Origin of the sequence: Jeotgalicoccus marinus DSM 19772 (assembly GCF_000425825.1) — a bacterium.
Classification (GTDB): Bacteria; Bacillota; Bacilli; order Staphylococcales; family Salinicoccaceae; genus Jeotgalicoccus; species Jeotgalicoccus marinus.
In genome coordinates, this window is record NZ_AUEE01000013.1 from 18,717 (window position 1) to 43,124 (window position 24,408).

Here is a 24,408-nt window from a genome sequence, read left to right on the forward strand (position 1 = left end):
TTACTTCCCTTCATTCTCTACTAAAAATTCATAAAGATATTATTCTTCAACACGAGCTCAAATTAAGTTTTTCAAATACTTTTATACTTTATAAAGTTCTTTTATTTCATCAAAATTTCACCTAGTGTTTGTATTTAGAATACATTATGCTACATACAGTATATAATAAAAAAGACAAAGACCACAAAAGTCCTCGCCCTACATTTATTACTAACGATTATTTAATACATGATTATTCTTCTAGGAATATATAACTTTGTCCCATTGAAATATTTTGATAGATATTTGATAATTGAGAAGTTTCATCACCTACATGTAATTCTCCATCATCAATTACTCCGCTATAACTATAATATTCATCAGGTGTTTCTTTAAATTCTACGAAGTCCAATCTTAAATTTGTACCTTCATCTTCTAGTTTAACTGTTAGACTCTCACCATCTAAGCTGTAACTACCAGTATATTCATTACCTAGATTCAAAAGCGTCACTTCATCAGCTGAAGAAAATTCTAAAACTAACATGTTTGAGGAAAAATTAATTTCAGCATTTTCTTTTTCTTCTTCCGAAATTGTAGGGTCATTACTTGAGATACCTAATTCTTTACCTTCTAGTCCTGTTTCATTATTACTACAACCTGTTACTATAAACAGCATTACACCTAGTACTATTGTAATAATTTTCAAATTCATCATCCCTTACTAACCTATAGATTTTAGTAATTCATCAATTAATTCTTATATATTTAACTATAACTCACTTCTTCATTAATTGGCAGCGCTATCAAATTATGTCAAAGCATAATAAAAGAGGCTACATAAACAGCCTCTTTTTAATCTATTTTCTCTCTAACACAGTAACCGCTTCAACGTGTTTCGTCTGAGGGAATAAATCCACGGGTACTACGGATTTAGCTTTGTAACCATGTTCTACTAAATACTTCATGTCTCTTTGTAGTGTGCCTGGGTTACACGAGATATATACAATTTTTTTCGGTTCTACTTCTAATAACGAATCTAAGAATGCTTGATGACAGCCTTTTCTTGGTGGATCTACAAAGACTAAGTCCGCACTGACACCGGATTTAACTAGTTTAGGCATCACTTCCTCAGCCTTACCTAAGTAGTAATCTGCATTATCGATACCATTCAACCGTGCATTTTCTTTTGCATCTTCAACTGCAGAGTCAACGATTTCAATGCCAATGATTTTCTTAACCCTATCAGATGCAGCAAGCCCTATTGTCCCAATACCTGAATACGTATCGATAATCGTTTCGTCACCATTTAAATCGGCAAGATCTAAGCCGATTTGATAGAGTTTTTCAGTCTGCTCGTGATTCACTTGATAGAAGGAACGGTCTCTAATTTTAAATTCTCTACCGAGTAAGGTATCCGTAATATATTCTTTTCCGAGGAGTACAATTGAACGCTTGCCAAATATCACATTGGTCTTTTCATCATTAATATTTTGTACAATACTCTTGATTGCCTGAAATTCTTCTCTTAATGCTTTAATGATCGATAAAAATTCATTACGCTTACCATTAGTAATAAAGACGACTTGAATCTCACTATCATCATGATTCGACCGTATGACTAAGTGTCTTAACAGTCCTTCATGTTTCACTTCATCGTAAATCGAAACATCTTCTTCAATCAGTTTCTCCTTAACGAAATTCATAATATCATTGTGAATATCTTTTTGAATATAACAATGGTTGATGTCAACGATATCGTGTGAACATGGTTTATAAAAGCCCATCACTAACTTACCATCCACTTTTTGCACTGGAATCTGAGACTTATTGCGGTAGTAGTTCCCACTACCTGTCACTGTGTCTTTAATTTCTAGATTTAAACCGGCCAGTCCATTGATATTTTGTTCGACAACTTCTTTTTTAAATTTCGCCTGTTCAAGGGCATTCATTACCTGAATCTGACAACCTCCACATTGAAAGTAATACTGACATGGGGGCACTTGTCTATTTACTGAGGCTTTATTTATCTTTAAGGCTTTACCAAAGGCAAATCTTGATTTGACCTGTAAGACTTTGAAACGAATTTCTTCATCTTTTAAAACATCAGCAATAAAGACCGGCTTATCGTTAACTTTAACGACACCCATGCCTTCTTTTGTATAGCTTTCTACGACCCCTTCATACTGTTCATTTTTTCTTAATACACTCATTATTAAACCTCTAACTGTTTCATTTTATAAATCAATTTCATAGGTTGAAAACCCATCACCGTGGTCTTCAATATGTCTAATCGGTAAGTCATCTGTATATTTTCTCCCTAGACTCCCGCTAGTAAATTGGTATGTTCCGTGTGGTAAAAGTGTCATTGGCTTTTTATCAGTAAAAGTCTCACCATTCTTCAAATACTCAGTTAAAATATCTCTAACAGATAAGGCAGATTCATAAATAATCTCAGCATCTCTTAAAAAAGGTGCATAAGCGACTTTGTAGTTATTTGCTGCAACTAAAAACATATCTTCATCACGAATTGGTTGCCCTTCATACTCAAGCTTTACTACTCTATTAGAATCACTAATTTGATGGGCAGAACTTCTATATCGTGCTGGCTCACTTAAATCAAATGTATAAGTAAGATCAAAGAAAGTATCAAAGTTATAACCTGGAAAACCATCTCTCGAATGATTTTCTTTAACTAGTGATACTGCACCGACTTGATTGAATGAAGATGCTGACCATTCAAGCCATTCTCTTAACACTTTGCCTGTAATTTTCACGATGACTAATGTGTTTGCATGCTTATACAAATTCACTGTGTCTGTGACTGTTAAGTCACCTGCTTTGATATCTGTGAAATCGTTCTTTCCGTCTCGTCCACTTTTAATAGCAGAATTAAAACCGAGTACAGGTAGCTGTTCTTTCTGAACTTCAGCTAGTCCTTTCGCATACCAAACGACCGCTTCAGATACGACCTGGACTGCTCTTGAAGGTATAACTCTAGAAAAGTACGTATGTAGTGACACATCAGTATGACCAACGACTTGATTTAAATACCCTTTCACTTTCTCATGATAAGAATTAAAGTCTTCAAGGGCTTCGTAATCAATCATCATATCTGTCGATGGAATTAAGCTAGATTTACCTTCAGTAACTGTCCATCCTTGGTCATATTCTAAGTCAAAAGATAGTAAGCCTAAATGACTGGCAGACACACCAGGTTGAACCATAGGGATTCCATTAAATGTGCCCTTAAATAGATCCAAGCGCTCATCTTGAACATTGATGTCTTCATGCGGGAACAAGTCGTGTGTATGGCCAAACACAATACCGTCAATGCAGCCTAATAACGCCATTAGCATTGCCTGGTTTTCACCATGTGTATGTTGGTCATCTGCCGCTTTACTCATTCCTGTATGACTCAATAGAATAATAATATCTGCCCCATCTTCTTTTAAATCCGCTGCCGTTTGTTTTACCGCTTCTGACATAGGGTGAACATCAACATTCCCAGATAGATGAAATTTATCCCATTTCATAATCTGCGTTGGGACTACACTTAAAAATCCAATATTAATTGGCTTCTTATCTATTTCTGTTTTCATAATGTAAGACTTTTTAATAATGGAAGATAGCACACTATCCTTAAAATCGACATTTGAATTAACAATAGGTACATTCACTTGTTCATAGAAATCACCTAAAAATGATAGGCCGAAATTAAACTCATGATTGCCAAGACCAATCACATCATACATATTGTTGATAATTGAGGGTAAGAGTGCCTGTTTAGGATGAATGCTGTCATATTCACTCCATACATCACCCTGTAACAAATCACCATTATCCACAGTGATTACGCACTCGTCTTCATGCATATTTTTATAATGTTCAATATATGATTTAAATTTTAGCAGTGCATTAGACTTCATTTCATTCATAAAATAATTATAAGGATAAATTGCACCATGCACATCCGTAGTTGAAAATATTGTCAATTTCAAAGCAGTCACCCTCAGATTATTGTCTTTACATTTCTTATTCCGTGTCCGGTAAACTATATTCCATGTCCTCACCATTTAATTCCTGATAAAACGCCAGTGGCACCCTTACTTTTAAAAACTCTTTCTTATTTTTAAAGTGTGCCGGTAAGACGCCACCAAACTCACCATCTAAATTTAACTGTACCTCTTCAAAAGATGACACTTTGACCTCTCTCGCTTTAAAGTAATGTACCTTTGGATGTTTTAAATGTTCGCCCTTCATGGCGATGGAAAGTAGATGGGCAAACTCCGCTAAATTAACATCTTCAATAATTAACAAAGAAAAATAGCCATCATTCAGTTTGGCATCTGGCACAAGCTTCTCAAAACCACCAATGGAATTTGTGAGACCAATCAAAAAGAGCATGACTTCACCTTGAAAGACATCATCATCATACTCAATACGTAGATTGATACTCCTCATTTGTGGAACCAGCTCTATACCCTTTATATAGTAAGCTAGAGAACCTATCATTGCTTTAAGTTTGCTCGGCGCCTCATAAGACACTTCTGTAATCTTTCCACCACCAGCAATATTCATAAAGTGCTTACCATTCATACTCCCTAAATCAACTTTCGCTGTTTTACCACTTAGAATAGTATCGATAGCTTCTTCTAAATTGTTTGGAATTGTTAGGGCATGTGTAAAATCATTTACAGTCCCCATTGGGATAATACCGAGGTCTGGTCTTTCGTTAAAGTCTGCCAGTCCATTAATCACTTCATTGACAGTACCATCACCACCGACGGCAACAACCAAATCAAAATTTTGTTCACAGGCAAACCTAGCCGCATAAGTCGCATCATCCGGCCCAGATGTCGCATGCGTACTTGTGATATAACCTGCATTCTCAAATCGAGTCAACACATTCGATAATTGATCTTTAAATGTTTCTTTACCAGCAGTAGGATTATATATAATTCTCGCAGTCTTCATAAATATCTCCTCTATATTATGAATTTATACGCCCTCGGATGATTCATTTCTATTCATCATCGAAAAGAGACGATATTTACGCTCCCCGTACTCATCTTCCGTAATTTCACTCTTAAGAAAAGCTTTTTTAAGTATTTTTAAATTATCACTGTAGTTTTTATCGAAAACAAGAAATTCAGTACAGTTAATGACCGTTTCCTTTTTTCTACTACCACTGCTCATAAAAATCATATTAATATTCGTTCCATCAACCGTTCGCCTGATGACCATATCATCCCTAAAGAAATCTGAGAAATCATCGATTTGCACATAGCCTTCAGCAATCAATATATCTGCTAAATTCTTAACATCATCATAAGATTTTACGATAAACAAAATATCCAAATCACAATCATAAGGGAACTTTCTAAGTTTAGAGGAACCAATATGATGTACTTCTATAATCATTGATTTAAAAAAGTTTAATATTTCAAATGCTTGATTTATATATATATCTTTAACACTACTATTTAAATTTTTTATATTCATACAATCATCCTAAAATAATGTCGTTCACATCTATTTCATGTATAATAATCAGTAAAAGAATTATGTGCCAATATTATAACATATTCATGATTGGCAATATTATTATTTGAGGAGATACTATGAAAAAAGCTATTGCAATCATATTACTTATCGTCTTTGGTGCTGGCTTGTATTTTAACTTCGTACATACCGGCTCAGCGTCAAACAACACAACAACAGAAGACCAAGAAAGTGCGAAAACAGAAAACAATGAAGACAATCAGAACAATGAATCAGCTGAAGATTCTGAAGCATCGACTGATGAAACTGAAACGTCTGAACAACCAGATTCTATCGCTTTTAATGAGTCAAGCATCCAAGAACAGTATGATCAGCGAATTGCTAACAATGAAGCTTTAATTGTCGACGTTTTAACACCTGCATACTACAACAGTGACTTTGCTGACAAATTAAACCAACAGTTCGATACAAACACTATACAGTTTAATCAAGTGGAAATGCCAGGTAACACTGTTGATATGAATGAATTAACTGTTAACGACAATAGCGACATTGTGATCATGGATGCAATGCAAATTGCAGACTATAATGATGAAGTGCTTCCGGAACGTAACTTGAATAACTTAAGAAATGCATACATGGACCTATACAATGCAGATAAGACAGTTATTATACTTGGTAATGCAAATGTTCACGAACATGAAAACTTAGCAGACACGCTAAGTAATGATGCTGAATACTTCCCAAACAATGACTTCTTCTATATCGATAACCAAGAAGTCTCTGTTGAGAACCCTTATAACCCAGATGACAATGTTATGAATCCAGCAGTTGAAGATGAGATAATAAATAATATTCAAGCATACTTACTTCAGTAAGTAGAAAGGCGGAAAATCATATGATTTTCCGCCTTTTTTATAAATAACTTATCGTTTTTTAATTTCTGTTAGAAGTATTTCATTTACCATTTTAGGGTTTGCTTGCCCTTTTGATTTCTTCATGATTTGACCCACTAAGAAACCAATTGCACGGTCTTTACCATTCTTAAAGTCTTCAACTGATTGTTCATTAGCATCAAGTACTTCAGTCACCATCTGTGTTAAGGTTTCTGGATCAGAGATTTGCTCCATACCTAAGTCCTTCGCAATTTGTCTCGCTGTTCCACCCTTACTAATTAACTCAGTGAATACCTTCTTAGCTTGCTTACTTGAAATTGTGCCGTCTTCAATAATTTCAATCAGGCCTGTTAAGTTTTCTGGTGTAATTCCAGTTTCTTCAATCGCCACATTGTTTTTATTTACGTACTCATTAACATTACCCATCAACCAGTTTGAAGCAAGCTTAGGATCTGCTTGATGAGATTCTACCATCTCGCTAAAGAAGTCAGAGAGTTCTTTTCTCATCGTTAAAATTTCTGCGTCATAGACAGGTAAGTCGTATTCATTTATATATTTCTCACGTAATTCGTCTGGTAATGTAGGAATCGTAGCTCTAACTTCTTCTTCCCACTCATCATCAATGTGTAGATATAATAGATCAGGTTCTGGGAAGTAGCGGTAGTCATCTGCACCTTCTTTGACACGCATGAGTACTGTTTCGCCTGTCTTCTCATCATAACGTCTTGTTTCTTGTTCAATAACACCGCCGGATAGGAGTACTTTCTCCTGACGCTCAACCTCATGCTCAAGTCCTTTTCTGACAAAGTTAAATGAGTTTAAGTTTTTCAGCTCAGTTTTCGTACCGAACTCTTTTTGTCCGACAGGTCGAATGGAAATATTCGCATCACATCTAAGTGACCCTTCTTCCATCTTCACATCAGAGACACCCGTATATTGAATGATTGATTTAATCTTTTCTAGATACTTGTAAGCCTCTTCCGGTGAACGAAGATCGGGTTCAGAAACAATCTCAACTAAGGCTGTACCTTGACGGTTTAAATCGACTAGTGAATAGTCATCCTTATGCGTAGATTTACCTGCATCCTCTTCTAGATGTAGACGAGTAATGCCAATTTTTTTCTTTTGTCCATCGACTTCGATTTCAAGTGAACCATGCTCACCAATCGGTTTGTCAAACTGTGAAATTTGATAGGCCTTCGGATTATCTGGATAGTAATAGTTTTTTCTATCAAATTTAGTATCTGTTGCGATTTCCATGTTTAATGCCATGGCAGCTTTCATACCATATTCTACAGCCCTATGGTTTAAGACCGGTAAAGTTCCTGGGTACCCAAGTTCAACTACTGACAGATTCGTGTTAGGATCGTGTCCATAGTGTAATGGGGCATTTGAAAATATTTTAGAATCCGTTTTTAATTCAACGTGGACTTCGAGTCCGATTATTGTTTCAAAATGCATCTTACTCCGCCCCCATCGTTAGATTTTTGAGTTCTTCATGTAAGTTATAAACTTTTTCAAACTGATAAGCAGCATTATAAATTTTGTTTTCTTCGAAGTGGTTACCCATGATTTGTAATCCAATTGGTCGATTATCTTCAGTAATGCCACATGGAATACTTAAAGAAGGTATACCTGTTAAGTTTGCTGGGATCGTTAAGATATCATTCTTATATTCTTTTGTCCCTTCGATACTTACTTCGTCGTATTTATGTGCTGGAGTCGTTGACGTTGGTCCAATAATTAAATCATGATCTTTTAAAATTCTTTTCACATCGTCCGCAACTAATCGACGTAATTTTTGTGCTTTTACGTAAAAGGCATCGTAGTGCCCTGCACTTAACACATAAGTACCAAGTAAGATACGGCGTTTTACCTCATCACCAAATCCTTCGCCACGAGACTTTTTATATAGTTCTTCAAGTGTATTTGCATTTTCTGAACGGTAACCAAAACGGATACCGTCAAAGCGTGCGAGATTGGCACTCGCTTCACTCGAAGCAATCAAGTAATAAGAACTTACTACGTATTTAAGATTAGGCATCTCCACTTCTTCTACAGTTGCACCTAAATCTTCAAAACGTTTTTTAGCATCTAATACAGCCTGTGTCACTTCTTCGTCCACATCATCACCTAAAAACTCCTTAGGTAAAGCGATCTTCAACCCTTTTACGTCCTCATCTATATTAGATAAAAAGTCTATTTCCTGATTTTGAACACTTGTCATGTCGTGTTCAGTATCTTCTCCTGCGATTAGCTCTAGGACTTTTGCATTATCACGTACATTACGTGTAATAGGTCCAATTTGATCAAGTGAGGATGCGAAGGCAATTAAACCAAAGCGAGATACTCGACCATAAGTTGGTTTCATACCAACTACGCCACAGAAGGATGCAGGTTGTCTTACTGATCCACCCGTATCTGTTCCAAGAGCAAAGGGTACAAAACCTGCGGCAACTGCTGCTGCTGAACCACCTGAAGAGCCACCTGGTGAACAGTTCAAGTTCCATGGGTTTTTAGTTGTTTGGTAGTAAGATGTCTCAGAAGTTGAGCCCATCGCAAACTCATCCATGTTTAATTTACCAAGCATAATACCATTTTCACTATTCAGCTTGTTCATTACTGTTGCATCATAGACTGGTTTAAAATTGTGTAGCATCTTACTCGCACAAGTCGTTAAGACATCTTTTGTCACAATATTATCCTTAATACCAAATGGTACACCAAATAATGCCTGATCCATTTGATCTTCAGCCTGCATACGATCAAGTTCTTCTGATTTAGCTGTTGCTTCTTCTTTTGTCAGTGTAATGAACGCTTTAATATCTCCATCGTACTTTTCAATTCTATTGAATAAAGCCTCTATTACTTCAGAGGGTTTAATTTCTTTACTGTGAATTTTTGAGTATAATTCTTCAACTGTTAATTCATTAATATTCACTTCATTGACCCTCCCTTTATATCATTTTAGGAACTTTGAATTGTCCGTTTTCTGTATGTTCAGTATTACTTAAAGCTTCTTCCTGTGTTAACGGCTGACCTGCCTTATCTTCTCTCAGTTTAGATTCAACCTGAAGTGCATGGGTCATCGGCTCAACCTGATCTAGATCAAGTTCGTTAAGTTGATCTGCATGTGCAACAATGCTTTGAATTTTTGTTGATAGGTTCTTTAGTTCCTCATCATCTTTAATCTCAATTTTTGATAGGTTCGCAACATGGCGAATTCTATCAAGGTTAAGTTCTATCATGAATGACCCTCCTAAGTTTTTACAATATTATTAGTTTACCAAATCTACCTTGACTTTACCATGTGAACTCACTATTCAAAGATGTATAAGTTCGCTTGTCCTTCGCCTTCTCTCGTGATGACACTATAGACCTGTGACTTATCTTTAATCTCTACTTCAACATCAGTATTGGTAAAGTGTTCATCTACTAAGTCTCTAACGAACTGCGACATACCTATCATTTCTCCGCGGCTATTATATTCAAGGGGGATTTCAACAGTCAACGTATCTAAATTATTATCGACAAATTTCCCACGTCCAACCGATGTCGTAAAACTATCGAAATATGACGATAACTCTCTGTTAAAGGTTTCGTATTCACTGTTTACTTCACTTGAGATTTCAGACGCTTCATTAGAAGGTAAGAGTACATTTTGTACGTTGATATCAGTGAATTCACTGATTGAATTTTCACCTGGTTCAACTGTGGCTTGTGAGACGAAATTACCGGGTACAATATCAGTATCTGATGATTGGATGAATATTGCGAAAACAATCTTCTTATCTACATATTCATCGTTCGCACGAATACGTGATAAAATCTCAGTTGCCATCTTTTCGCCTTCCTCTTTGACGACTTCTGGGTCTAATTCTTGTTCTTGTGTTTGACCATATTCCTCAGTTTGATAATAGTGAACACTATTCATCGCAAGTCCAATCGTAATACCATCAAAGTTTAAATTACCTTCTTCATCTTCAGACAAGTAGTTCTGCTCTAAAATATGTGAGAGGTAAAGCGGTGCTTCTTCGGCGATTACTTCAGGATCTGTCTCACCATTTGTCGATGGATTTAAACCTAGGTTACTGAAGGCATCGGAACTTAATAGCTCATCTTCTTCCATATTTTCTAACTCTTCACTCGTATATTGACGGCCTAAGTAGCCTCTAGTCATCTCCTCTGAGATAATCTGTCCTTCTCTAAAGACAAACTGATCCGTCGGAAACTCTCCTTTACTCACTTCAAATAAGCCTTTTTCAAACTCCTCAACATTGTATGAAGACACCATGTTTTGACTTGATAAGCCTCTAGCTGGTGACAATTCATAAGGTACCACTGATCGATAAAATTCGTCACCACTTGAAGTTATTCTATCCTCTTGTTCTTCAACCTGAACATTTGACACTTCATTTTCAAGGCCAGAATTTTCGGTCTGCTCTGTGATTTCTGCCTCATTCTCACCACAAGCACTTAGTAAGAAGGCTACGACACCGCCGAGCATTAAAGTTTTAAACTTCATTGTCATTGCCCCAATTTCTCAATAAATTCTCTTTCATTCCAAACTTCGATTCCGAGTTGCTTGGCTTTCTCTAATTTCGAACCAGCATCGCTACCTGCGACGACAAGATCCGTACTTTTAGATACGCTACTCGTGACTTTACCACCTTGGGATTCAATATATGCACCTGCTTCTTGACGTGTCATTTCTTCTAGTTTACCAGTTAAGACCACTGTCATATCAGAAAACAGGTTACCAGCTACTTCTTGAACTTCTTCAGTGAAATTTAATCCATGGTCTTGTAATTTCTTAATCAATTTTCTAAAGTCCTCATTCGAAGTATAAGTCACTATAGAGTCTGCAATTTTCTCACCAATTTCAGGAATTTCAATTAATGATTCAGCTCTGGCTTCGAGGATTTTATCGATTGTACCGTATTCTTCTGCTATAAGTCTGGATGCTTTGGCACCTAGGAACCGAATGCCTAAACCAAATAATACTTTATTTAAAGGATTTTCTTTTGATGCCTCAATCGCCTGGAGCAAATTCCGAACCTTCTTATCTCCCATACGCTCAAGTTCAATTAGATCCTCATATTTTAAGCTATATAAATCAGAAACATCTTTAATCAAGTCCGCTTCAAATAGCTGCCTAACCACTTTTTCTCCAAGACCATCGATATTCATTGCCCCTCTAGAAACAAAGTGAATAATACCTTCTTGAAGCTGAGCTGGACAGGCAGGGTTAATACAACGTATCGCAACCTCATCTTCTAAATGTACCGCATCATGTCCGCACGATGGGCAAGTTGTTGGTGCTTCATAGACCGCTTGATCTGTTCGTTCCTCTTTAAGTGATTTAACCACTTCAGGAATAATATCTCCTGCTTTTCTAATGACGACCTTATCACCAATTCTAATATCTCTTTCTTCAATGAGGTCGTGGTTGTGAAGCGAGGCACGTCCAACTGTTGTACCTGCAACTTTAACTGGTTCTAGAATTGCTGTTGGTGTAATGACACCTGTACGTCCCACTGTCAGCTCAATATCTAAGACCTCGGTAATCACCTCTTCAGCTGGGAACTTATAAGCGATTGCCCAGCGGGGAGATCTTACTGTAAATCCGAGCTCATCTTGTTCTTGTAGATCATTGACCTTAATGACAATACCATCAATCTCATAGGGAAGTTCAAAGCGGTGTGTCGTCCAGTAATCGATATACTCTAAAACTTCGTCTATGCTATTTAATAGCTGACGTTCATGATTGGTTTTGAAGCCGAGCTTATCCAATGCATCTAAAGCACCGTTTTGAGTCGTAGCTTCTAATGCTTCTGGTGAAGTGACACTATATAAAAATACTGATAAGTTTCTCTTAGCAGCAAGCTTTGGATCTAGCTGTCTCAGTGATCCCGCTGCTGCATTTCTTGGGTTCTGAAATTCTTGTTCACCACGTTCAAGGCGACCTTCATTTAATTTTTCAAAAGAAGATTTTGGCATGTATGCTTCACCACGGACTTCAAAGGATAAGTCTGTAGGCACTGAAAGTGGGATGGCATGAATGGTCTTTAAGTTTTCAGTAATATTCTCTCCAACTGTACCATCACCGCGTGTCGCACCAATGGTGAATTTCCCATTGTCATATGTAAGCGACACGGCGAGACCATCAATTTTTAGTTCACACATATATGTTGGACTGTTCACAACTTGTTTGACCCGCTTGTCAAATGCTCTTAAGTCCGCTTCATTAAAGGCATTACCCAAACTTAACATCGGTGTATTATGACGCACTTTCTCAAAGTGACTTAAGACAGCGCCACCGACCCTAACGGTCGGTGAATCCGCACTTTTATACTCAGGATATTGTTCTTCTAATTCAATTAATTCCCTGAGTAATTTATCGTAGTCGACGTCCTGAATTGATGGTTGATCCAGGACATGGTATTCGTAGTTATATTGATTTAACTGTTTTTGTAAGGCTCTAATTTTTTCTTTCATCTAGTCTCAATCCTTCTTCTCTAGTGGTGCGAAATTCGCCAAAAGACGTTTTGGCCCTGCGGTATGAAAGACAATGTCTAACTCCGTATCATCACCCTCACCCTTAATTTGAGAAACGATACCATCACCAAATACTTTATGAGATACCTTGTCGCCGATACTGTATGTGGCATTTGGTTTTTTTTGAATAACCTGTGACCGTTTTTTCGGACCTTTAGCATAAGATGGTGTGGGCTGATTCGTGTTACCGAATAATTTTGTTCCACCCTGATTCTCTACTAACGCTTCAGGTATCTCCGATAAAAACCGACTCATCATATTGGATTCAGTACGGCCATATAACATTCTTGACTCTGCTCTTGATAAGATGAGTCGGTCCATGGCACGTGTGACACCAACGTACATGAGTCGACGTTCCTCTTCAAGTTCTTTGTCGTCAAATTGAACACGTTTAGATGGAAAGACGCCTTCCTCTAAACCGACAATGAAGACGACTTTATACTCTAAGCCTTTTGAAGCGTGCATGGTCATCATCGTCACGCCCACTGTATCGTCCACACCATCTTGGTCGGAAACTAAAGCCATATCACTTAGGAACTCAAATAGATTATCATCTTGGACAGGGTGCTCATTATCAAATTCTTTCGTGACCGTCTTAAACTCTTCTAAGTTTTCTAAACGACTTCTCGCCTCGAGTGTTTTATCCTGTGCTAACATGTCGTGATAGCCGGTATCTTTTAATACTTCGTCTACGAGTTCTGTCATCGTTAAGTATTTGGACTTTTCCTTTAAGTTATCCAATACTTCTAGTAAAGACACTAATTTAACAACAGTCTTTTGTGGTATACCCAAAAAGTCTGCGTCACGAATCGCATCGTAAATACTGGAGTTCAACTGATCTGCATGGGCTTGAAGCTTTTCAATGGTCTTTGCCCCAATGCCTCTTTTAGGCACATTAATAATGCGACTGAAGCTAATATCATCAAAAGGATTTTGAATGACTTTTAAGTAGCTCATTAAATCCTTGATTTCCATGCGGCTGTAGAACTTCATACCGCCAACCATTTTATAGGGAATACTTGACTTAACGAAGGCATCCTCTACCGCACGAGATTGAGCATTCGCTCTATACAGCACTGCCATATCACCATATGAGTATTCATCACTCAACTCTTGAACTTTTCGGACAACGGCTTGCCCTTCTTCACGTTCACTAAAGGAAACGTTCACTTCCACCTTCGCCCCCTCTCCTTTGTTAGAGCGCAAGTTCTTCGGTTTTCTTTCTGTGTTGTTATCAATGACTGCATTGGCAGCATCTAGAATCATCTTAGTCGAACGGTAGTTTTCTTCTAGTTTTATAACTGTGGCTTCAGGATAGTCTCTTTCAAAGTTTAAAATGTTTTGAATGTCTGCGCCACGGAACTTATAAATAGACTGGTCAGAATCCCCAACGACACAAATATTTCGATACTTATCCGCAAGCATCTGTACTAGGCGGTACTGTGCATGGTTCGTATCTTGATACTCATCAACATGAATATACTGAAAACGCGACTGATAGTAGCTTAAGACACTGGCTTCTTTTTCAAACAATTCAATTGTTAGCATGATTAAGTCATCAAAATCTAAAGAACTATTACGATAGAGCACCTCTTGATAGTCCTTATATATTTGACTGTAGAGTTCATCTAGGAAGCCGCCTGCTTCTTGAATCGCTTGGTCTGGTTTTATCAATTGGTTTTTATAGGCTGAAATCACTGATAATATACTTCTTGGGTTATGCTGTTTTACATCTAGGTTTCTATTTTTTAAAATGTCTTTAATGACGGATTGTTGGTCTAGCGGATCTAAAATAGAAAAGCTCGTATCGTATCCGAGATAGCTAATGTCTCTTCTTAGAATTCTGACACACATGGAGTGGAATGTTGAAATCCACATTCTGTTTGCATCTTCTTTAATTAACCTATCTACACGTTCACGCATTTCCTTTGCTGCCTTGTTTGTAAAAGTGATCGCTAAAATATTATAAGATGGGACTTGTTTTTCATCTAGAAGATAGGCTACGCGGTGTGTTAGAACTCGCGTCTTACCACTCCCTGCTCCAGCCATGATTAAGAGTGGCCCTTCCGTAGTTTTAATCGCTTGTAGTTGTTCCTTATTCATTCCACTTAAATCCATTTTAAAAAACTCCATTTATTAAATGATTGTTGTCAATGCTTGTTCTATATCATCGTAGATAATATTTCCTACGACGATCGTGTCGCTTACCTTGGCCATCTGAGTTGCCTCTGAGTGGGACTGAATACCACCGCCATATAATAAATGACTATTTTCACACGCATCAAATGCTTCTTTAACAAGTGCATAATCTCCGTATGCGCCACTGTACTCTACATATATAAAATCCATTTTATATAACTTATCTAACATGTGTATAGCAGCTAGAAATTCTTCGTCATTCATCAAAGTACACTCTGCTCGATTAAAAGCTTTGCAGTGTTCGTTCATCACGATATAAGGTAAGAGTCTAATGTTTTCATACTCAATAAACTCATGATATTCCATTAACGCCTCAATTAAGAGGCCATGTGCATACTTAATATTTTTAGTGTTGATCACACTTGGCACGTAATAATAATCAAAGCCTAGTACAACAGCATCAGGATGAGATATTTCAAGCGCTATAGACTTGTCTAAATTGAAGCTTTTGATACGCTCAAGTAAATCCGAGATATTTTGTCTGGTGACACCATCTGTACCACTTATCATGATTAAATCTGTCTGAGATGTTAGGGTCGCTTCAAGTGATGCATCTGTAATATTTTTCTGTGGATCTAGCTTAAATACATGTTTTGTTTGTCTTAACATAGTCACAAGTCCTTTATAAAAATCATATGATAATTATAGCATTTTTACCTATTAAAAAACATAAAAGCCCGTGGGTGCTTTACGCACCACACGAGCTCTTAAATAAGGTCGAAATACTCCTCTAAAGTTAAGCCACTTTCATGAATATCCGTCGCCTTATCTCCAACATATCTCAAATGCCAAGGTTCGTACATGTAGCCGGTAATATCTTCTTTACCTTTCATGTAACGAATAATAAATCCATAGTGATGGGCATTTTCCTCTAACCATTCAAATTCTGGCGTGTACTCAAATGAAGTTTGTAAGAGTACTGCACTATCATATGATCCGACATCAATTGCAAGACCTGTCTGATGTTCTGAATGACCTGGTTCGGCACTATAGCGGTCAGCCGCTTCCTTACCATCTCTAGCTACATAATTATTATATAGCTCAGCCTGATAATCATAACTTCTAAAGTCACTCACCAATTCAAAGTTGAGCCCTTCTTCTTTAGCATCTTCAAACATTGTCATATAAGCGTTCTCCGCTTCTGGTTGCATACCTGGGTTGTAATCATCAGGTAGCGGAATCTCTTTGTTTACGATTAACACACCATCCGCATAAGTCACCCCATCAATTACTTCAACATTGACTGGAATGTCTAAGTCTGAAAACGTAAGCGCCTCATAATTTTTACTGTAGTCAATTGCCTCTGCCTCAGTTGATGCCTCGCCGCTACAAGCACTGAGAGCTAATAATAGACTAAGGACGAAAGTAAATTTAATTGCTTTCATTTACTCTAAACCTGCTCGCTTAAATATTGTATCTACACGGCGTAAATGATGTGACTCATCAAAGCATGATTGCAATTCTTCACTCGTTAGTGCTGCTGTGATTTTCTCATCTTGACTTGCGAGTTCTTGTAAAGGCACCTTACTTTCCCATGATTCCATCGCCTTCGGTTGCACTAAGTCATATGCTTCTTCTCTCGACATGCCTTTATCGATTAGGGCTAAAAGAATCTGTTGAGAATATACAAGTCCAAATGTCTTATCGATATTGGCCTTCATGTTTTCTTCAAAGACTGTTAAGTTTTTAATGATATTACCGAAGCGGTTCAACATATAATTTAAAGCGATTGTCACATCTGGGAGCATAATACGTTCTGCTGAGGAATGAGATATGTCTCTTTCATGCCATAGCGGCACATTCTCATATGCTGTTGTGATGTACCCTCTTATCACTCTCGCAAGGCCAGATACATTTTCACTACCGATTGGGTTTCTCTTATGTGGCATGGCACTTGAGCCTTTTTGACCCTTAGCAAATGCTTCTTCTACTTCTCTTGTTTCTGTTTTTTGAAGATGTCTAATTTCTACAGCAAACTTTTCAATTGAGGTTGCAATTAAGCCGATTACCGCTATATAGTGTGCATGGCGATCTCTTTGTAGTGTTTGTGTTGAAACCTCCGCAAATCCTATACCAAGATGATGGCAAACATATTCTTCAACTTCTGGTGGAATATTTGCAAATGTGCCGACAGCGCCACTCATTTTACCTACTTCTATTTCTTCTCTAACCGCTCTAAAACGTTTCAAATTGCGAACCATTTCTTGATGCCAAAGCGCCATTTTTATGCCAAAAGAAGTCGGTTCAGCGTGCACACCATGTGTACGGCCCATCATGATAGTGTGTTTATGTTCTCTTGCCTTATCCGCTAAAATTTCAATAAAGTTCTCTATATCTTTTTCTATAATTTCATTTGCCTGTTTAAGTACATAGCTCTGTGCAGTATCGACGACATCTGTTGATGTTAATCCATAATGAACCCATTTCTTTTCATCGCCCAAAGTTTCAGATACTTGTCTTGTAAAGGCGACAACATCGTGTCTTGTTTCTCTTTCAATTTCTTGGATTCTAGTCGCGTCAACACGAGCATTCGGTCTGATATTCTTCACTTCTTCTTTTGGAATGATACCAAGTTCAGCCCATGCTTCTGCTGCGAGTATTTCTACTTCCAACCAGGCGCGGTACTTATTATCTTCGGTCCAGATGTCTGCCATTTCTTGTCTTGTATACCTACTGATCATTAATTACTCATCCTCATTATTTGATTAATTTACCCTCAAAAACAGTCTCTTGATGTGAGACGACGACCTCGCCGCCTTCTTCTTTAAACACCGGAACTTCCATGCGTCTAGTGACTTGATAGCCTTCTTCCTTCATTCTTTCTAAGACTTCTGAAAGTGTATCATCAGGGCCAACCTTAAATGTTTTCTTTCGTTGCTTCTGTTGCGCCATTAGCCTCATCCTGTTCTTGTAGCTCATATATTTCTTCTAATACTTCTTCTACATTTTCTGGTTCATAGTTCTTCATACGACGACGGCTAAGTCCTTTAGTCCAGAAACCACCGTGTATATTTTTCGGTTCATAAGAGATAATAAAGGCCTTATCATCTAGCTCACGAATCGTTTCCATTAATTTTCTTTCATATTTTCTAGGTGACAGTATTTGCATGACTGTCCGCTGTCCATCACGTCCATATTGATGACCGTGTGTCACACCATAACCTAAGTTCCTTAAGTCATTTGGCAAATCGATATCTTTTTTACCTGTCGTAACGTTAACAACCGTATAACCAAGAGCAAGTTGCTCTTCAATCTTAGTACCGACGAGTATACCGACACCAAATCCAAGTGCATAAGCAACGATGTTTTGTGGTCGATCTAGATTATCGAGCACAAGTCCTAGACCAATGACGTATACAAACGTTTCTAAAATACTAAAGGCAGCTGCAACAAAGCGATAGCCTTTTAAGGTCATGATGGTACGCATCGTTAAGAACGTGACGTAAATAATGTTGATGATAAAAATGACTAAAATCATTAACATTGGGTTTTCGTTAATCATTTGTAACATGGTTGTTAGCCCTCTTTCTTTATTTATCTATTTAGGTAAATTGTAACGGTTATATGGTAAGTCTCTTTTATGAGCTGACCGTTTATAATGGTTAATGATTGTATCAAAAGCATGCTGAGATACTGGTTTACCTTCTAGGAAATCATCGATTTCTCTATAGCTAACACCCAATGCTGCTTCATCACTTAAGAGCGGTTTGTTGCTTTCTAAGTCTGCTGTCGGAATTTTTTCATAGAGGTGTGGTGGTGCCTTTAAAAATTCAAGTAGCTGACGCCCTTGACGCTTGTTTAAGCCCATTAGTGGTGCGACATCACAAGCACCGTCACCAAACTTAGTATAAAAACCGGTGAGCGCTTCTGCTGCATGATCTGTCCCGAGCACAATACCGCCTGTATGTGCTGCAATTGCATATTGAACCTTCATTCTCTCTCGTGCTTTTTCATTACCGATAACAAAATCGCTTAATGTAAAGCCACTATCCAATAAAGCGTCAACACTGGCATCCACACTATCTTTAATATTGACCGTGACACGTTCATCGGGTTCAATGAAGTCGACCGCGTCTCTTGCATCGCTTTCATCTGCTTGCACGCCATAAGGCAATCTGACTGTGTAGAATTTAACTTCCTTACCTTCTTCTCTTAAAGCAGCTACAGTCAACTGGGCAATCTTGCCTAAAAGCGTGGAATCCTGCCCCCCAGAAATACCTAAGACGAAACTTTTTATAAAAGGATGATCAGTGACATAATCCTTTAAAAAGTTAATGATTTCTGAGAGTTCTTCTTGTGGATTAATTTCTGTTTTAACATGAAGACGCTCGATAATTTCCTTTTGGATATCTGACATCAAAATCACTCCAAGGTCTTATTTGACAATTCTTCAATTAAATCGTTTTTAACGTTCCAGAGCTTGTTAGATAAGTCTACAGGATATTCTTGTGGGTTTAAGAAACGCTTTGTTTCCTCCCAGATTTCACTGAGACTTTCACTACATTTTTCTTTCATTTCATCAACAGATGGTGACTCATAGACGACTTCTCCATCGACGATAATGTCGTGTAATAAATCGACTGCTTCATAAGACTTGATGAGCTTGCGCTTCATCGTATGAATGGGATGGAACATCAACAGTGGATTAGAGTAATCAAATTTCTCATCGTACAATGTAATGTAATCCCCCTCAGACATGCCTGTATCCTTATTAATAATTCGATATAGTTTTTTCTTCCCTGGTGTGGTTACCTTCTCAATATTACCTGAAATTTTAATGCGGTTTAACCACTCCCCATTTTCTCCTTCAATAGCTGCTAGCTTATAAACCGCACCAAGTGCCGGGTGGTCAAAGGCAGTAATCAGTTTTGTACCGATACCCCAACCGTCTACTTTTGCTCCTTGCGAAATTAAAGAGAGAATTGTCACTTCATCTAAGTCATTAGACACGATAATCTGAGCGTCTTGATAACCCGCTTCATCTAACATGATTCTTGCCTTCTTCGTTAAGTAAGCAATATCACCAGAATCTATTCTAATACCGACAAAGTTAATTTTATTACCAAATTCATTGGCAACCTTGATTGCTGTTGGAATTCCTGACTTTAATGTATCAAACGTATCGACTAAAAAGACGCAATCCTTATGGGTTTTAGCATAAGCTGTGAAGGCATCGTAATCATTGCCGTAGGCTTGAACCATCGCATGTGCGTGGGTGCCACTTGCTTTTAAGTCAAACAATTTAGCTGCTCTGACATTACTCGTTCCATCAAACCCACCAATGATCGATGCTCTCGCACCCCACATCGCTGCGTCCAACTCATGCGCACGGCGCGTACCAAATTCCATGAGGTTATCCCCTGGTACTAACTCACGAATACGACTTGCCTTTGTCGCAATCAGCGTTTGGAAATTAACAATATTTAAAAGCGCTGTTTCAATTAACTGTGCTTCTACTAAACTCGCCTCTACCTGTACAAGCGGCTCATTGTTAAAGACCGTTTCCCCCTCTACTACCGAACGTAAGGTCCCTGTAAAACGCACTGTTTTTAAATAATCAAGAAAGTCATCCTCATAACCAATTGATTTTAAATATTCAATGTCACTATCTGAGAAGTGTAGATTCTTTAAATAATCAATAATACGTGCTAAGCCAGCATAAACTGCATAACCATTACCAAAAGGCATCTGTCTAAAGTACAGATCAAAAATCGTTTTCTTTTCGTGAATCCCATGTTCAAAATACGTTTTCGACATGTTTATTTGATATAGATCTGTGTGAAGCATGAAACTGTCATCTTGATATTTATACATTCGTTTCTCTCCTATGAGTAACAATTATAGATAATCTAATTTTATCACATAAAATAACCTGGTAAAGTACAGTTATATCGCTCTTTATATGAAGATATAGAAGACACCCTTAAGAAATGTTAAAATATTAAGTGAAGAAAATATTACACACATGAAAAAGGAGATTGACTGTAAATGGCAATTAAAATATTCGGTCACCAAAACCCAGATACTGATACGATAACTTCTGCACTTGTTGTCCAAGATATTGAGAAACAAATCGGTTCAGATGTAAAGGCATATCGCCTTGGAGATATTAACAGTGAAACACAGTACGCCCTAGATGAATTCGGAGTAGAAGTACCGGATTTACTAACAGAAGTGGCAAATGGAGACGAAGTTATTTTAGTCGATCACAATGAGAAACAACAATCTGCAAAAGGTATCGAAAATGCGGTCGTTACAAAAGTTTTCGATCACCACAGAATTGCGAACTTTGAAACTGAAGGCCCACTCTACTACCGTGCTGAACCTGTCGGTTGTACTGCAACAATCCTAAACAAAATTTACAAAGAGAAAAACTTGGAATTATCTAAGGAAATGGCAGGACTTATGTTATCTGCAATTATTTCAGATACTTTACTTTTCAAATCACCAACAACAACTGAAGAAGACATCGATACAGCATCAGAATTAAAAGCTGTAGCAGGTGTTGATCTTGAAACATACGGTCTTGAAATGCTTAAAGCCGGTGCATCTACTAAAGACAAATCAGCAGTTCAGTTAATCACTGAAGATGCAAAAACGTTTGATATCGGTGAGAAAAGCGTACGTATCGCTCAAGTCAACGTTGTAGATGTGGACGAAGTATTCAACCGTCGTGAGGAAATTGAAGCAGCAATCAATTCAGAAATCGACAAAGAAAATTACGATCTATTTACGTTGATCGTTACGGATATTCTTAACTCAAACTCTAAGGTACTCGCACTAGGAAATGAGTTTTCATCAGTAGAACGTGCCTTTGATGTTGCGCTTGACCAGAATACAGCAATTCTAGAAGGTGTTGTATCTCGTAAAAAACAAGTCGTTCCAAACATTACAAAAGCCTTATCAGAATAATTTTTGTTTGTTATGAAAAAGAGAGCATCCAACTTAATTCAGTTGGGTGCTCTCTTTTGTTGTTTGAGTATTGGTTGTTGATGGTTGTGCGACTTGTGGTGGTCACAGTGACCCGATTTTCTCCTAGCGGTCCGTTGTCAACTTCACAGCGACCCGTTATTTTCCTAGCGGACCGCTGTTGACTTCACAGTGACCCAGCCGACCCGCCCACAATAATCCATTTACTCCAGTATTCTCATCAACACGCTTGTTTTACCTTCTTCTAAGCGTTCTTTTGAACACTCATCTCTAACATCGTACTCTAACTCATCTATTGCTCTACCAAATGAGACTTCGTCTATCCAATTCGTTAAGTCCGCTTGATCGTAGCAGGACGGATGGACAATTTCTTTGGTTGTGTTATCAATGATGACCCGCGTCGTACTTGCTGTTTTATCAACTAAAGGAAGTAGCAATACTGACAAGACAATGACAGTAATGATTCCCCAAACTAATTTTTTACGCATTCTTCGTCCTCACTCAGCTTATTATTACTATTAATTTACCATATATCCACCACTTGAAAAATAGAACGTATGTTCGTATAATGAGAACAAGCAGTTAAGAAAGAAGGTTGAAGTTATGGATTATCGTCAACTTCCCGTGGATCAACTCAACTCAAATATTCCCAATGGACGCGGCATGATCAAGTGGGCGCCTTTTGCTACTATGCCTGAGCAGTTTGAAAATGTGCAGCAACTCATGGATGATCAGACTAAAATTGAACGCCCTGAACTGTCCGATGATCGTTTAAGTGAAATGGAATTTACTTTCCAAAAAGCGCTCAATGAACAACGTGCAGTTCGTATTTTCTACTACTATGATGGTTCTCGCTTCTCCGTAGATTTAGAAGTTATAAAAATAGACCAATGGAGCTTGATGCTCATTGGTCAAAAGTGTGGACAGGAAGATTTAATCTTCGTCCCTTTTATAGATATTTTAGATATTATCTTAATCGATAAATATTAGTTCTCTTGTTTTTCTAAGAACAAGACAGGTTCTTTCTGGTGTTCTGTTGCCTTAACTAAATGATAAGCAAGCACTGTCGTTGTAATTGCACCGATTCCACCCGGAACTGGTGTAATGAATGAAGCTTTATCTTTAACTGCTTCATAGTTCACGTCGCCGACCATCTTACCTTCATCATTAAAGTTAATACCCACATCGACAACAACCGCACCTTCTTTGACGTGTGGTTCATCAATCAAGTTAATTGCTCCCGCTGCAGAAACGATGACGTCCGCATTCTTACATTTCTCAACAAGATCGTCAGTGTATAAGTTACATGTGGTAACTGTCGCTTCTCTGTTCATCATTAACAGTGATAACGGCTTACCAACTACTGCACTCGCACCAACTACTGTGACATTTTTACCCTTTAAATCGATGTCATAGTAATCAAGCATATTCATTACAGCGGCAGGTGTACATGGTTCCAAACGATCAGGATCGTTCGTGAGTACCTTACCTAGATTTGATGCTTTCATTCCATCGATATCTTTAAATGAATTCATAACCTCTGCTACACGTTTCATTGGAATGTGTTTTGGTAAAGGTTGTAAGAGTAAGATACCGTGTATTGAATAATCTTCATTAATTTCTCTAAACTTTGTTAAAAATACTTTCGTCGATACATCTTCTGGAAAATGGAACTGAGAAGTCTGGATTCCCAATTTTTCAAAACGTTTAACCGCGGCATTTTCATAAGAGATCGAATCGGATAAATCTCCAATTCTCACAAACGCCACTTTAGGCTGAATACCATGTGATTCTGAAACCTCTAGTGCTTCACGAATCTCATCGGACAAGTGTGCGGCAACCTTTTTGCCGTCCATAACTACTGTCATATATTGCACTCCCCTATTAATATTTTACTAGTCAATGACCCAGACTCATTATAACATAATCAAAGGGTTAAATTAAAAAAAGCTATCATCAATTGATGATAGCTATAAGTAATTATTTAGTTTCACGGTGTAACGTGTACTTGTTCAATCTAGGGCAGAATTTCATCATTTCGATACGCTCTGGATTGTTTCTTTTGTTTTTCTTAGTGCTGTAGTTGCGGTCTCCGCACTCAGTGCAAGCTAATGTAACGATTACTCTCATTTCTGTCGCCTCCTTTGTTAAGTGAAATCGATAATTAATGATAATATACTCGAATCAACTGGCCAGTTGATCATCCATTTCACAGATGATTAGTATATGCTTTTTAAATCACCTTATTTATTTTACTAGGATTCTCCTAAAATTTCAAGACTTTCTTGGTTAAATATCACTTGCATAATATCAAGCAGTCCGCTATAATTTTAAATCGTAATCA

General features: G+C 37.6%; 24 protein-coding genes. 3 read left to right on the top strand and 21 right to left on the bottom strand.

Features of this window, described 5'->3' with window-relative positions; genetic code table 11:
* Window positions 1–232 precede the first annotated feature (232 nt).
* The 5 genes from H624_RS0108070 to H624_RS0108090 all read right to left on the bottom strand — a co-directional run bounded on the left by H624_RS0108070 (window position 233) and on the right by H624_RS0108090 (window position 5,481).
* Entirely contained in the window at window positions 233–685 is a 453-nt protein-coding gene (locus tag H624_RS0108070; RefSeq protein WP_156889172.1) for a hypothetical protein, read from the bottom strand.
* A gap of 151 nt (window positions 686–836) precedes the next feature.
* The gene (gene rlmD, locus H624_RS0108075; protein WP_026867132.1) at window positions 837–2,189 is read right to left on the bottom strand and encodes a 23S rRNA (uracil(1939)-C(5))-methyltransferase RlmD; all 1,353 of its coding nucleotides are present in this window, start codon (window positions 2,187–2,189) and stop codon (window positions 837–839) included.
* A gap of 24 nt (window positions 2,190–2,213) precedes the next feature.
* Complete coding sequence (locus tag H624_RS0108080) at window positions 2,214–3,977, bottom strand: 5'-nucleotidase C-terminal domain-containing protein (protein ID WP_026867133.1); 1,764 nt, start codon at window positions 3,975–3,977, stop codon at window positions 2,214–2,216.
* 34 nt (window positions 3,978–4,011) lie between these two features.
* Window positions 4,012–4,953 carry a diacylglycerol kinase gene (locus tag H624_RS0108085; RefSeq protein WP_026867134.1) on the bottom strand — a complete coding sequence of 314 codons (942 nt, stop codon included), beginning with the start codon at window positions 4,951–4,953 and terminating at the stop codon, window positions 4,012–4,014.
* A 24-nt stretch (window positions 4,954–4,977) separates the two neighbouring features.
* Window positions 4,978–5,481: a GrpB family protein gene (locus H624_RS0108090; RefSeq protein ID WP_026867135.1), complete on the bottom strand. Its 504-nt coding sequence runs from the start codon at window positions 5,479–5,481 to the stop codon at window positions 4,978–4,980.
* A 119-nt stretch (window positions 5,482–5,600) separates the two neighbouring features.
* Here H624_RS0108090 and H624_RS0108095 point away from each other — a divergent pair, with 119 nt between their 5' ends.
* Window positions 5,601–6,359 carry a hypothetical protein gene (locus H624_RS0108095; RefSeq protein ID WP_026867136.1) on the top strand — a complete coding sequence of 253 codons (759 nt, stop codon included), beginning with the start codon at window positions 5,601–5,603 and terminating at the stop codon, window positions 6,357–6,359.
* Window positions 6,360–6,407: 48 nt separating this feature from the next.
* On the opposite strand, the gene gatB is transcribed toward H624_RS0108095, so the two are convergent.
* From gatB to H624_RS0108160, 13 genes are all read right to left on the bottom strand, one after another.
* A complete protein-coding gene (gene gatB / locus H624_RS0108100; RefSeq protein WP_026867137.1) occupies window positions 6,408–7,838 on the bottom strand; it encodes an Asp-tRNA(Asn)/Glu-tRNA(Gln) amidotransferase subunit GatB in 1,431 nt (476 codons plus the stop codon).
* A gap of 1 nt (window position 7,839) precedes the next feature.
* Window positions 7,840–9,318, bottom strand: a complete 1,479-nt coding sequence (gatA, locus tag H624_RS0108105; protein WP_026867138.1) for an Asp-tRNA(Asn)/Glu-tRNA(Gln) amidotransferase subunit GatA — start codon at window positions 9,316–9,318, stop codon at window positions 7,840–7,842.
* A 16-nt stretch (window positions 9,319–9,334) separates the two neighbouring features.
* The gene (gatC, locus tag H624_RS0108110) at window positions 9,335–9,625 is read right to left on the bottom strand and encodes an Asp-tRNA(Asn)/Glu-tRNA(Gln) amidotransferase subunit GatC (RefSeq protein WP_026867139.1); all 291 of its coding nucleotides are present in this window, start codon (window positions 9,623–9,625) and stop codon (window positions 9,335–9,337) included.
* Window positions 9,626–9,696: 71 nt separating this feature from the next.
* Window positions 9,697–10,902: a CamS family sex pheromone protein gene (locus tag H624_RS0108115; RefSeq protein ID WP_026867140.1), complete on the bottom strand. Its 1,206-nt coding sequence runs from the start codon at window positions 10,900–10,902 to the stop codon at window positions 9,697–9,699.
* A 2-nt stretch (window positions 10,903–10,904) separates the two neighbouring features.
* Entirely contained in the window at window positions 10,905–12,875 is a 1,971-nt protein-coding gene (gene ligA / locus H624_RS12610; protein WP_026867141.1) for an NAD-dependent DNA ligase LigA, read from the bottom strand.
* 6 nt (window positions 12,876–12,881) lie between these two features.
* Window positions 12,882–15,053: a DNA helicase PcrA gene (gene pcrA / locus H624_RS12615; protein ID WP_035856705.1), complete on the bottom strand. Its 2,172-nt coding sequence runs from the start codon at window positions 15,051–15,053 to the stop codon at window positions 12,882–12,884.
* Between the two features lie 18 nt (window positions 15,054–15,071).
* Entirely contained in the window at window positions 15,072–15,743 is a 672-nt protein-coding gene (locus H624_RS0108130; protein ID WP_026867143.1) for a geranylgeranylglyceryl/heptaprenylglyceryl phosphate synthase, read from the bottom strand.
* Window positions 15,744–15,841: 98 nt separating this feature from the next.
* Window positions 15,842–16,519: a M15 family metallopeptidase gene (locus H624_RS0108135; protein ID WP_026867144.1), complete on the bottom strand. Its 678-nt coding sequence runs from the start codon at window positions 16,517–16,519 to the stop codon at window positions 15,842–15,844.
* Window positions 16,520–17,815: an adenylosuccinate lyase gene (gene purB, locus H624_RS0108140; RefSeq protein WP_026867145.1), complete on the bottom strand. Its 1,296-nt coding sequence runs from the start codon at window positions 17,813–17,815 to the stop codon at window positions 16,520–16,522.
* Window positions 17,816–17,831: 16 nt separating this feature from the next.
* Window positions 17,832–18,026, bottom strand: a complete 195-nt coding sequence (locus H624_RS0108145) for an NETI motif-containing protein (RefSeq protein WP_026867146.1) — start codon at window positions 18,024–18,026, stop codon at window positions 17,832–17,834.
* Window positions 17,992–18,645, bottom strand: a complete 654-nt coding sequence (locus H624_RS0108150; RefSeq protein ID WP_026867147.1) for a DUF2179 domain-containing protein — start codon at window positions 18,643–18,645, stop codon at window positions 17,992–17,994. Before H624_RS0108150 ends, H624_RS0108145 begins: the two co-directional genes overlap by 35 nt.
* A 27-nt stretch (window positions 18,646–18,672) precedes the next feature.
* Entirely contained in the window at window positions 18,673–19,491 is an 819-nt protein-coding gene (gene nadE, locus H624_RS0108155) for an ammonia-dependent NAD(+) synthetase (protein WP_026867148.1), read from the bottom strand.
* A 5-nt stretch (window positions 19,492–19,496) separates the two neighbouring features.
* Complete coding sequence (locus tag H624_RS0108160; RefSeq protein WP_026867149.1) at window positions 19,497–20,948, bottom strand: nicotinate phosphoribosyltransferase; 1,452 nt, start codon at window positions 20,946–20,948, stop codon at window positions 19,497–19,499.
* A gap of 174 nt (window positions 20,949–21,122) precedes the next feature.
* On the opposite strand from H624_RS0108160, the gene H624_RS0108165 reads away from it, so the two are divergent.
* Window positions 21,123–22,046, top strand: a complete 924-nt coding sequence (locus H624_RS0108165; RefSeq protein WP_026867150.1) for a manganese-dependent inorganic pyrophosphatase — start codon at window positions 21,123–21,125, stop codon at window positions 22,044–22,046.
* A 221-nt stretch (window positions 22,047–22,267) separates the two neighbouring features.
* Here the strand turns inward: H624_RS0108165 and H624_RS0108170 are convergent, their stop codons facing one another.
* Window positions 22,268–22,552 carry a hypothetical protein gene (locus H624_RS0108170; protein WP_026867151.1) on the bottom strand — a complete coding sequence of 95 codons (285 nt, stop codon included), beginning with the start codon at window positions 22,550–22,552 and terminating at the stop codon, window positions 22,268–22,270.
* A 115-nt stretch (window positions 22,553–22,667) separates the two neighbouring features.
* On the opposite strand from H624_RS0108170, the gene H624_RS0108175 reads away from it, so the two are divergent.
* On the top strand, window positions 22,668–23,054 hold the full coding sequence (locus H624_RS0108175) for a YolD-like family protein (protein ID WP_026867152.1): 387 nt from the start codon (window positions 22,668–22,670) through the stop codon (window positions 23,052–23,054).
* Here the strand turns inward: H624_RS0108175 and H624_RS0108180 are convergent.
* Both H624_RS0108180 and rpmG read right to left on the bottom strand, forming a co-directional pair.
* Window positions 23,051–23,932 carry a bifunctional 5,10-methylenetetrahydrofolate dehydrogenase/5,10-methenyltetrahydrofolate cyclohydrolase gene (locus tag H624_RS0108180; RefSeq protein ID WP_026867153.1) on the bottom strand — a complete coding sequence of 294 codons (882 nt, stop codon included), beginning with the start codon at window positions 23,930–23,932 and terminating at the stop codon, window positions 23,051–23,053. The genes H624_RS0108175 and H624_RS0108180 overlap by 4 nt on opposite strands.
* 112 nt (window positions 23,933–24,044) lie before the next feature.
* Window positions 24,045–24,194, bottom strand: a complete 150-nt coding sequence (gene rpmG, locus H624_RS12400) for a 50S ribosomal protein L33 (protein WP_035811226.1) — start codon at window positions 24,192–24,194, stop codon at window positions 24,045–24,047.
* Window positions 24,195–24,408 lie beyond the last annotated feature (214 nt).

Coding starts and splice junctions, on each gene's coding strand:
- rlmD (WP_026867132.1), bottom strand. CDS start 2,189: ATGAGTGTATTAAGAAAAAATGAACAGTATGAAGGGGTCGTAGAAAGC.
- H624_RS0108085 (WP_026867134.1), bottom strand. CDS start 4,953: ATGAAGACTGCGAGAATTATATATAATCCTACTGCTGGTAAAGAAACA.
- H624_RS0108090 (WP_026867135.1), bottom strand. CDS start 5,481: ATGAATATAAAAAATTTAAATAGTAGTGTTAAAGATATATATATAAAT.
- H624_RS0108095 (WP_026867136.1), top strand. CDS start 5,601: ATGAAAAAAGCTATTGCAATCATATTACTTATCGTCTTTGGTGCTGGC.
- gatB (WP_026867137.1), bottom strand. CDS start 7,838: ATGCATTTTGAAACAATAATCGGACTCGAAGTCCACGTTGAATTAAAA.
- gatC (WP_026867139.1), bottom strand. CDS start 9,625: ATGATAGAACTTAACCTTGATAGAATTCGCCATGTTGCGAACCTATCA.
- H624_RS0108115 (WP_026867140.1), bottom strand. CDS start 10,902: ATGAAGTTTAAAACTTTAATGCTCGGCGGTGTCGTAGCCTTCTTACTA.
- ligA (WP_026867141.1), bottom strand. CDS start 12,875: ATGAAAGAAAAAATTAGAGCCTTACAAAAACAGTTAAATCAATATAAC.
- pcrA (WP_035856705.1), bottom strand. CDS start 15,053: ATGGATTTAAGTGGAATGAATAAGGAACAACTACAAGCGATTAAAACT.
- H624_RS0108130 (WP_026867143.1), bottom strand. CDS start 15,743: ATGTTAAGACAAACAAAACATGTATTTAAGCTAGATCCACAGAAAAAT.
- H624_RS0108135 (WP_026867144.1), bottom strand. CDS start 16,519: ATGAAAGCAATTAAATTTACTTTCGTCCTTAGTCTATTATTAGCTCTC.
- purB (WP_026867145.1), bottom strand. CDS start 17,815: ATGATCAGTAGGTATACAAGACAAGAAATGGCAGACATCTGGACCGAA.
- H624_RS0108145 (WP_026867146.1), bottom strand. CDS start 18,026: ATGGCGCAACAGAAGCAACGAAAGAAAACATTTAAGGTTGGCCCTGAT.
- H624_RS0108150 (WP_026867147.1), bottom strand. CDS start 18,645: ATGTTACAAATGATTAACGAAAACCCAATGTTAATGATTTTAGTCATT.
- nadE (WP_026867148.1), bottom strand. CDS start 19,491: ATGTCAGATATCCAAAAGGAAATTATCGAGCGTCTTCATGTTAAAACA.
- H624_RS0108160 (WP_026867149.1), bottom strand. CDS start 20,948: ATGTATAAATATCAAGATGACAGTTTCATGCTTCACACAGATCTATAT.
- H624_RS0108165 (WP_026867150.1), top strand. CDS start 21,123: ATGGCAATTAAAATATTCGGTCACCAAAACCCAGATACTGATACGATA.
- H624_RS0108170 (WP_026867151.1), bottom strand. CDS start 22,552: ATGCGTAAAAAATTAGTTTGGGGAATCATTACTGTCATTGTCTTGTCA.
- H624_RS0108175 (WP_026867152.1), top strand. CDS start 22,668: ATGGATTATCGTCAACTTCCCGTGGATCAACTCAACTCAAATATTCCC.
- H624_RS0108180 (WP_026867153.1), bottom strand. CDS start 23,932: ATGACAGTAGTTATGGACGGCAAAAAGGTTGCCGCACACTTGTCCGAT.
- rpmG (WP_035811226.1), bottom strand. CDS start 24,194: ATGAGAGTAATCGTTACATTAGCTTGCACTGAGTGCGGAGACCGCAAC.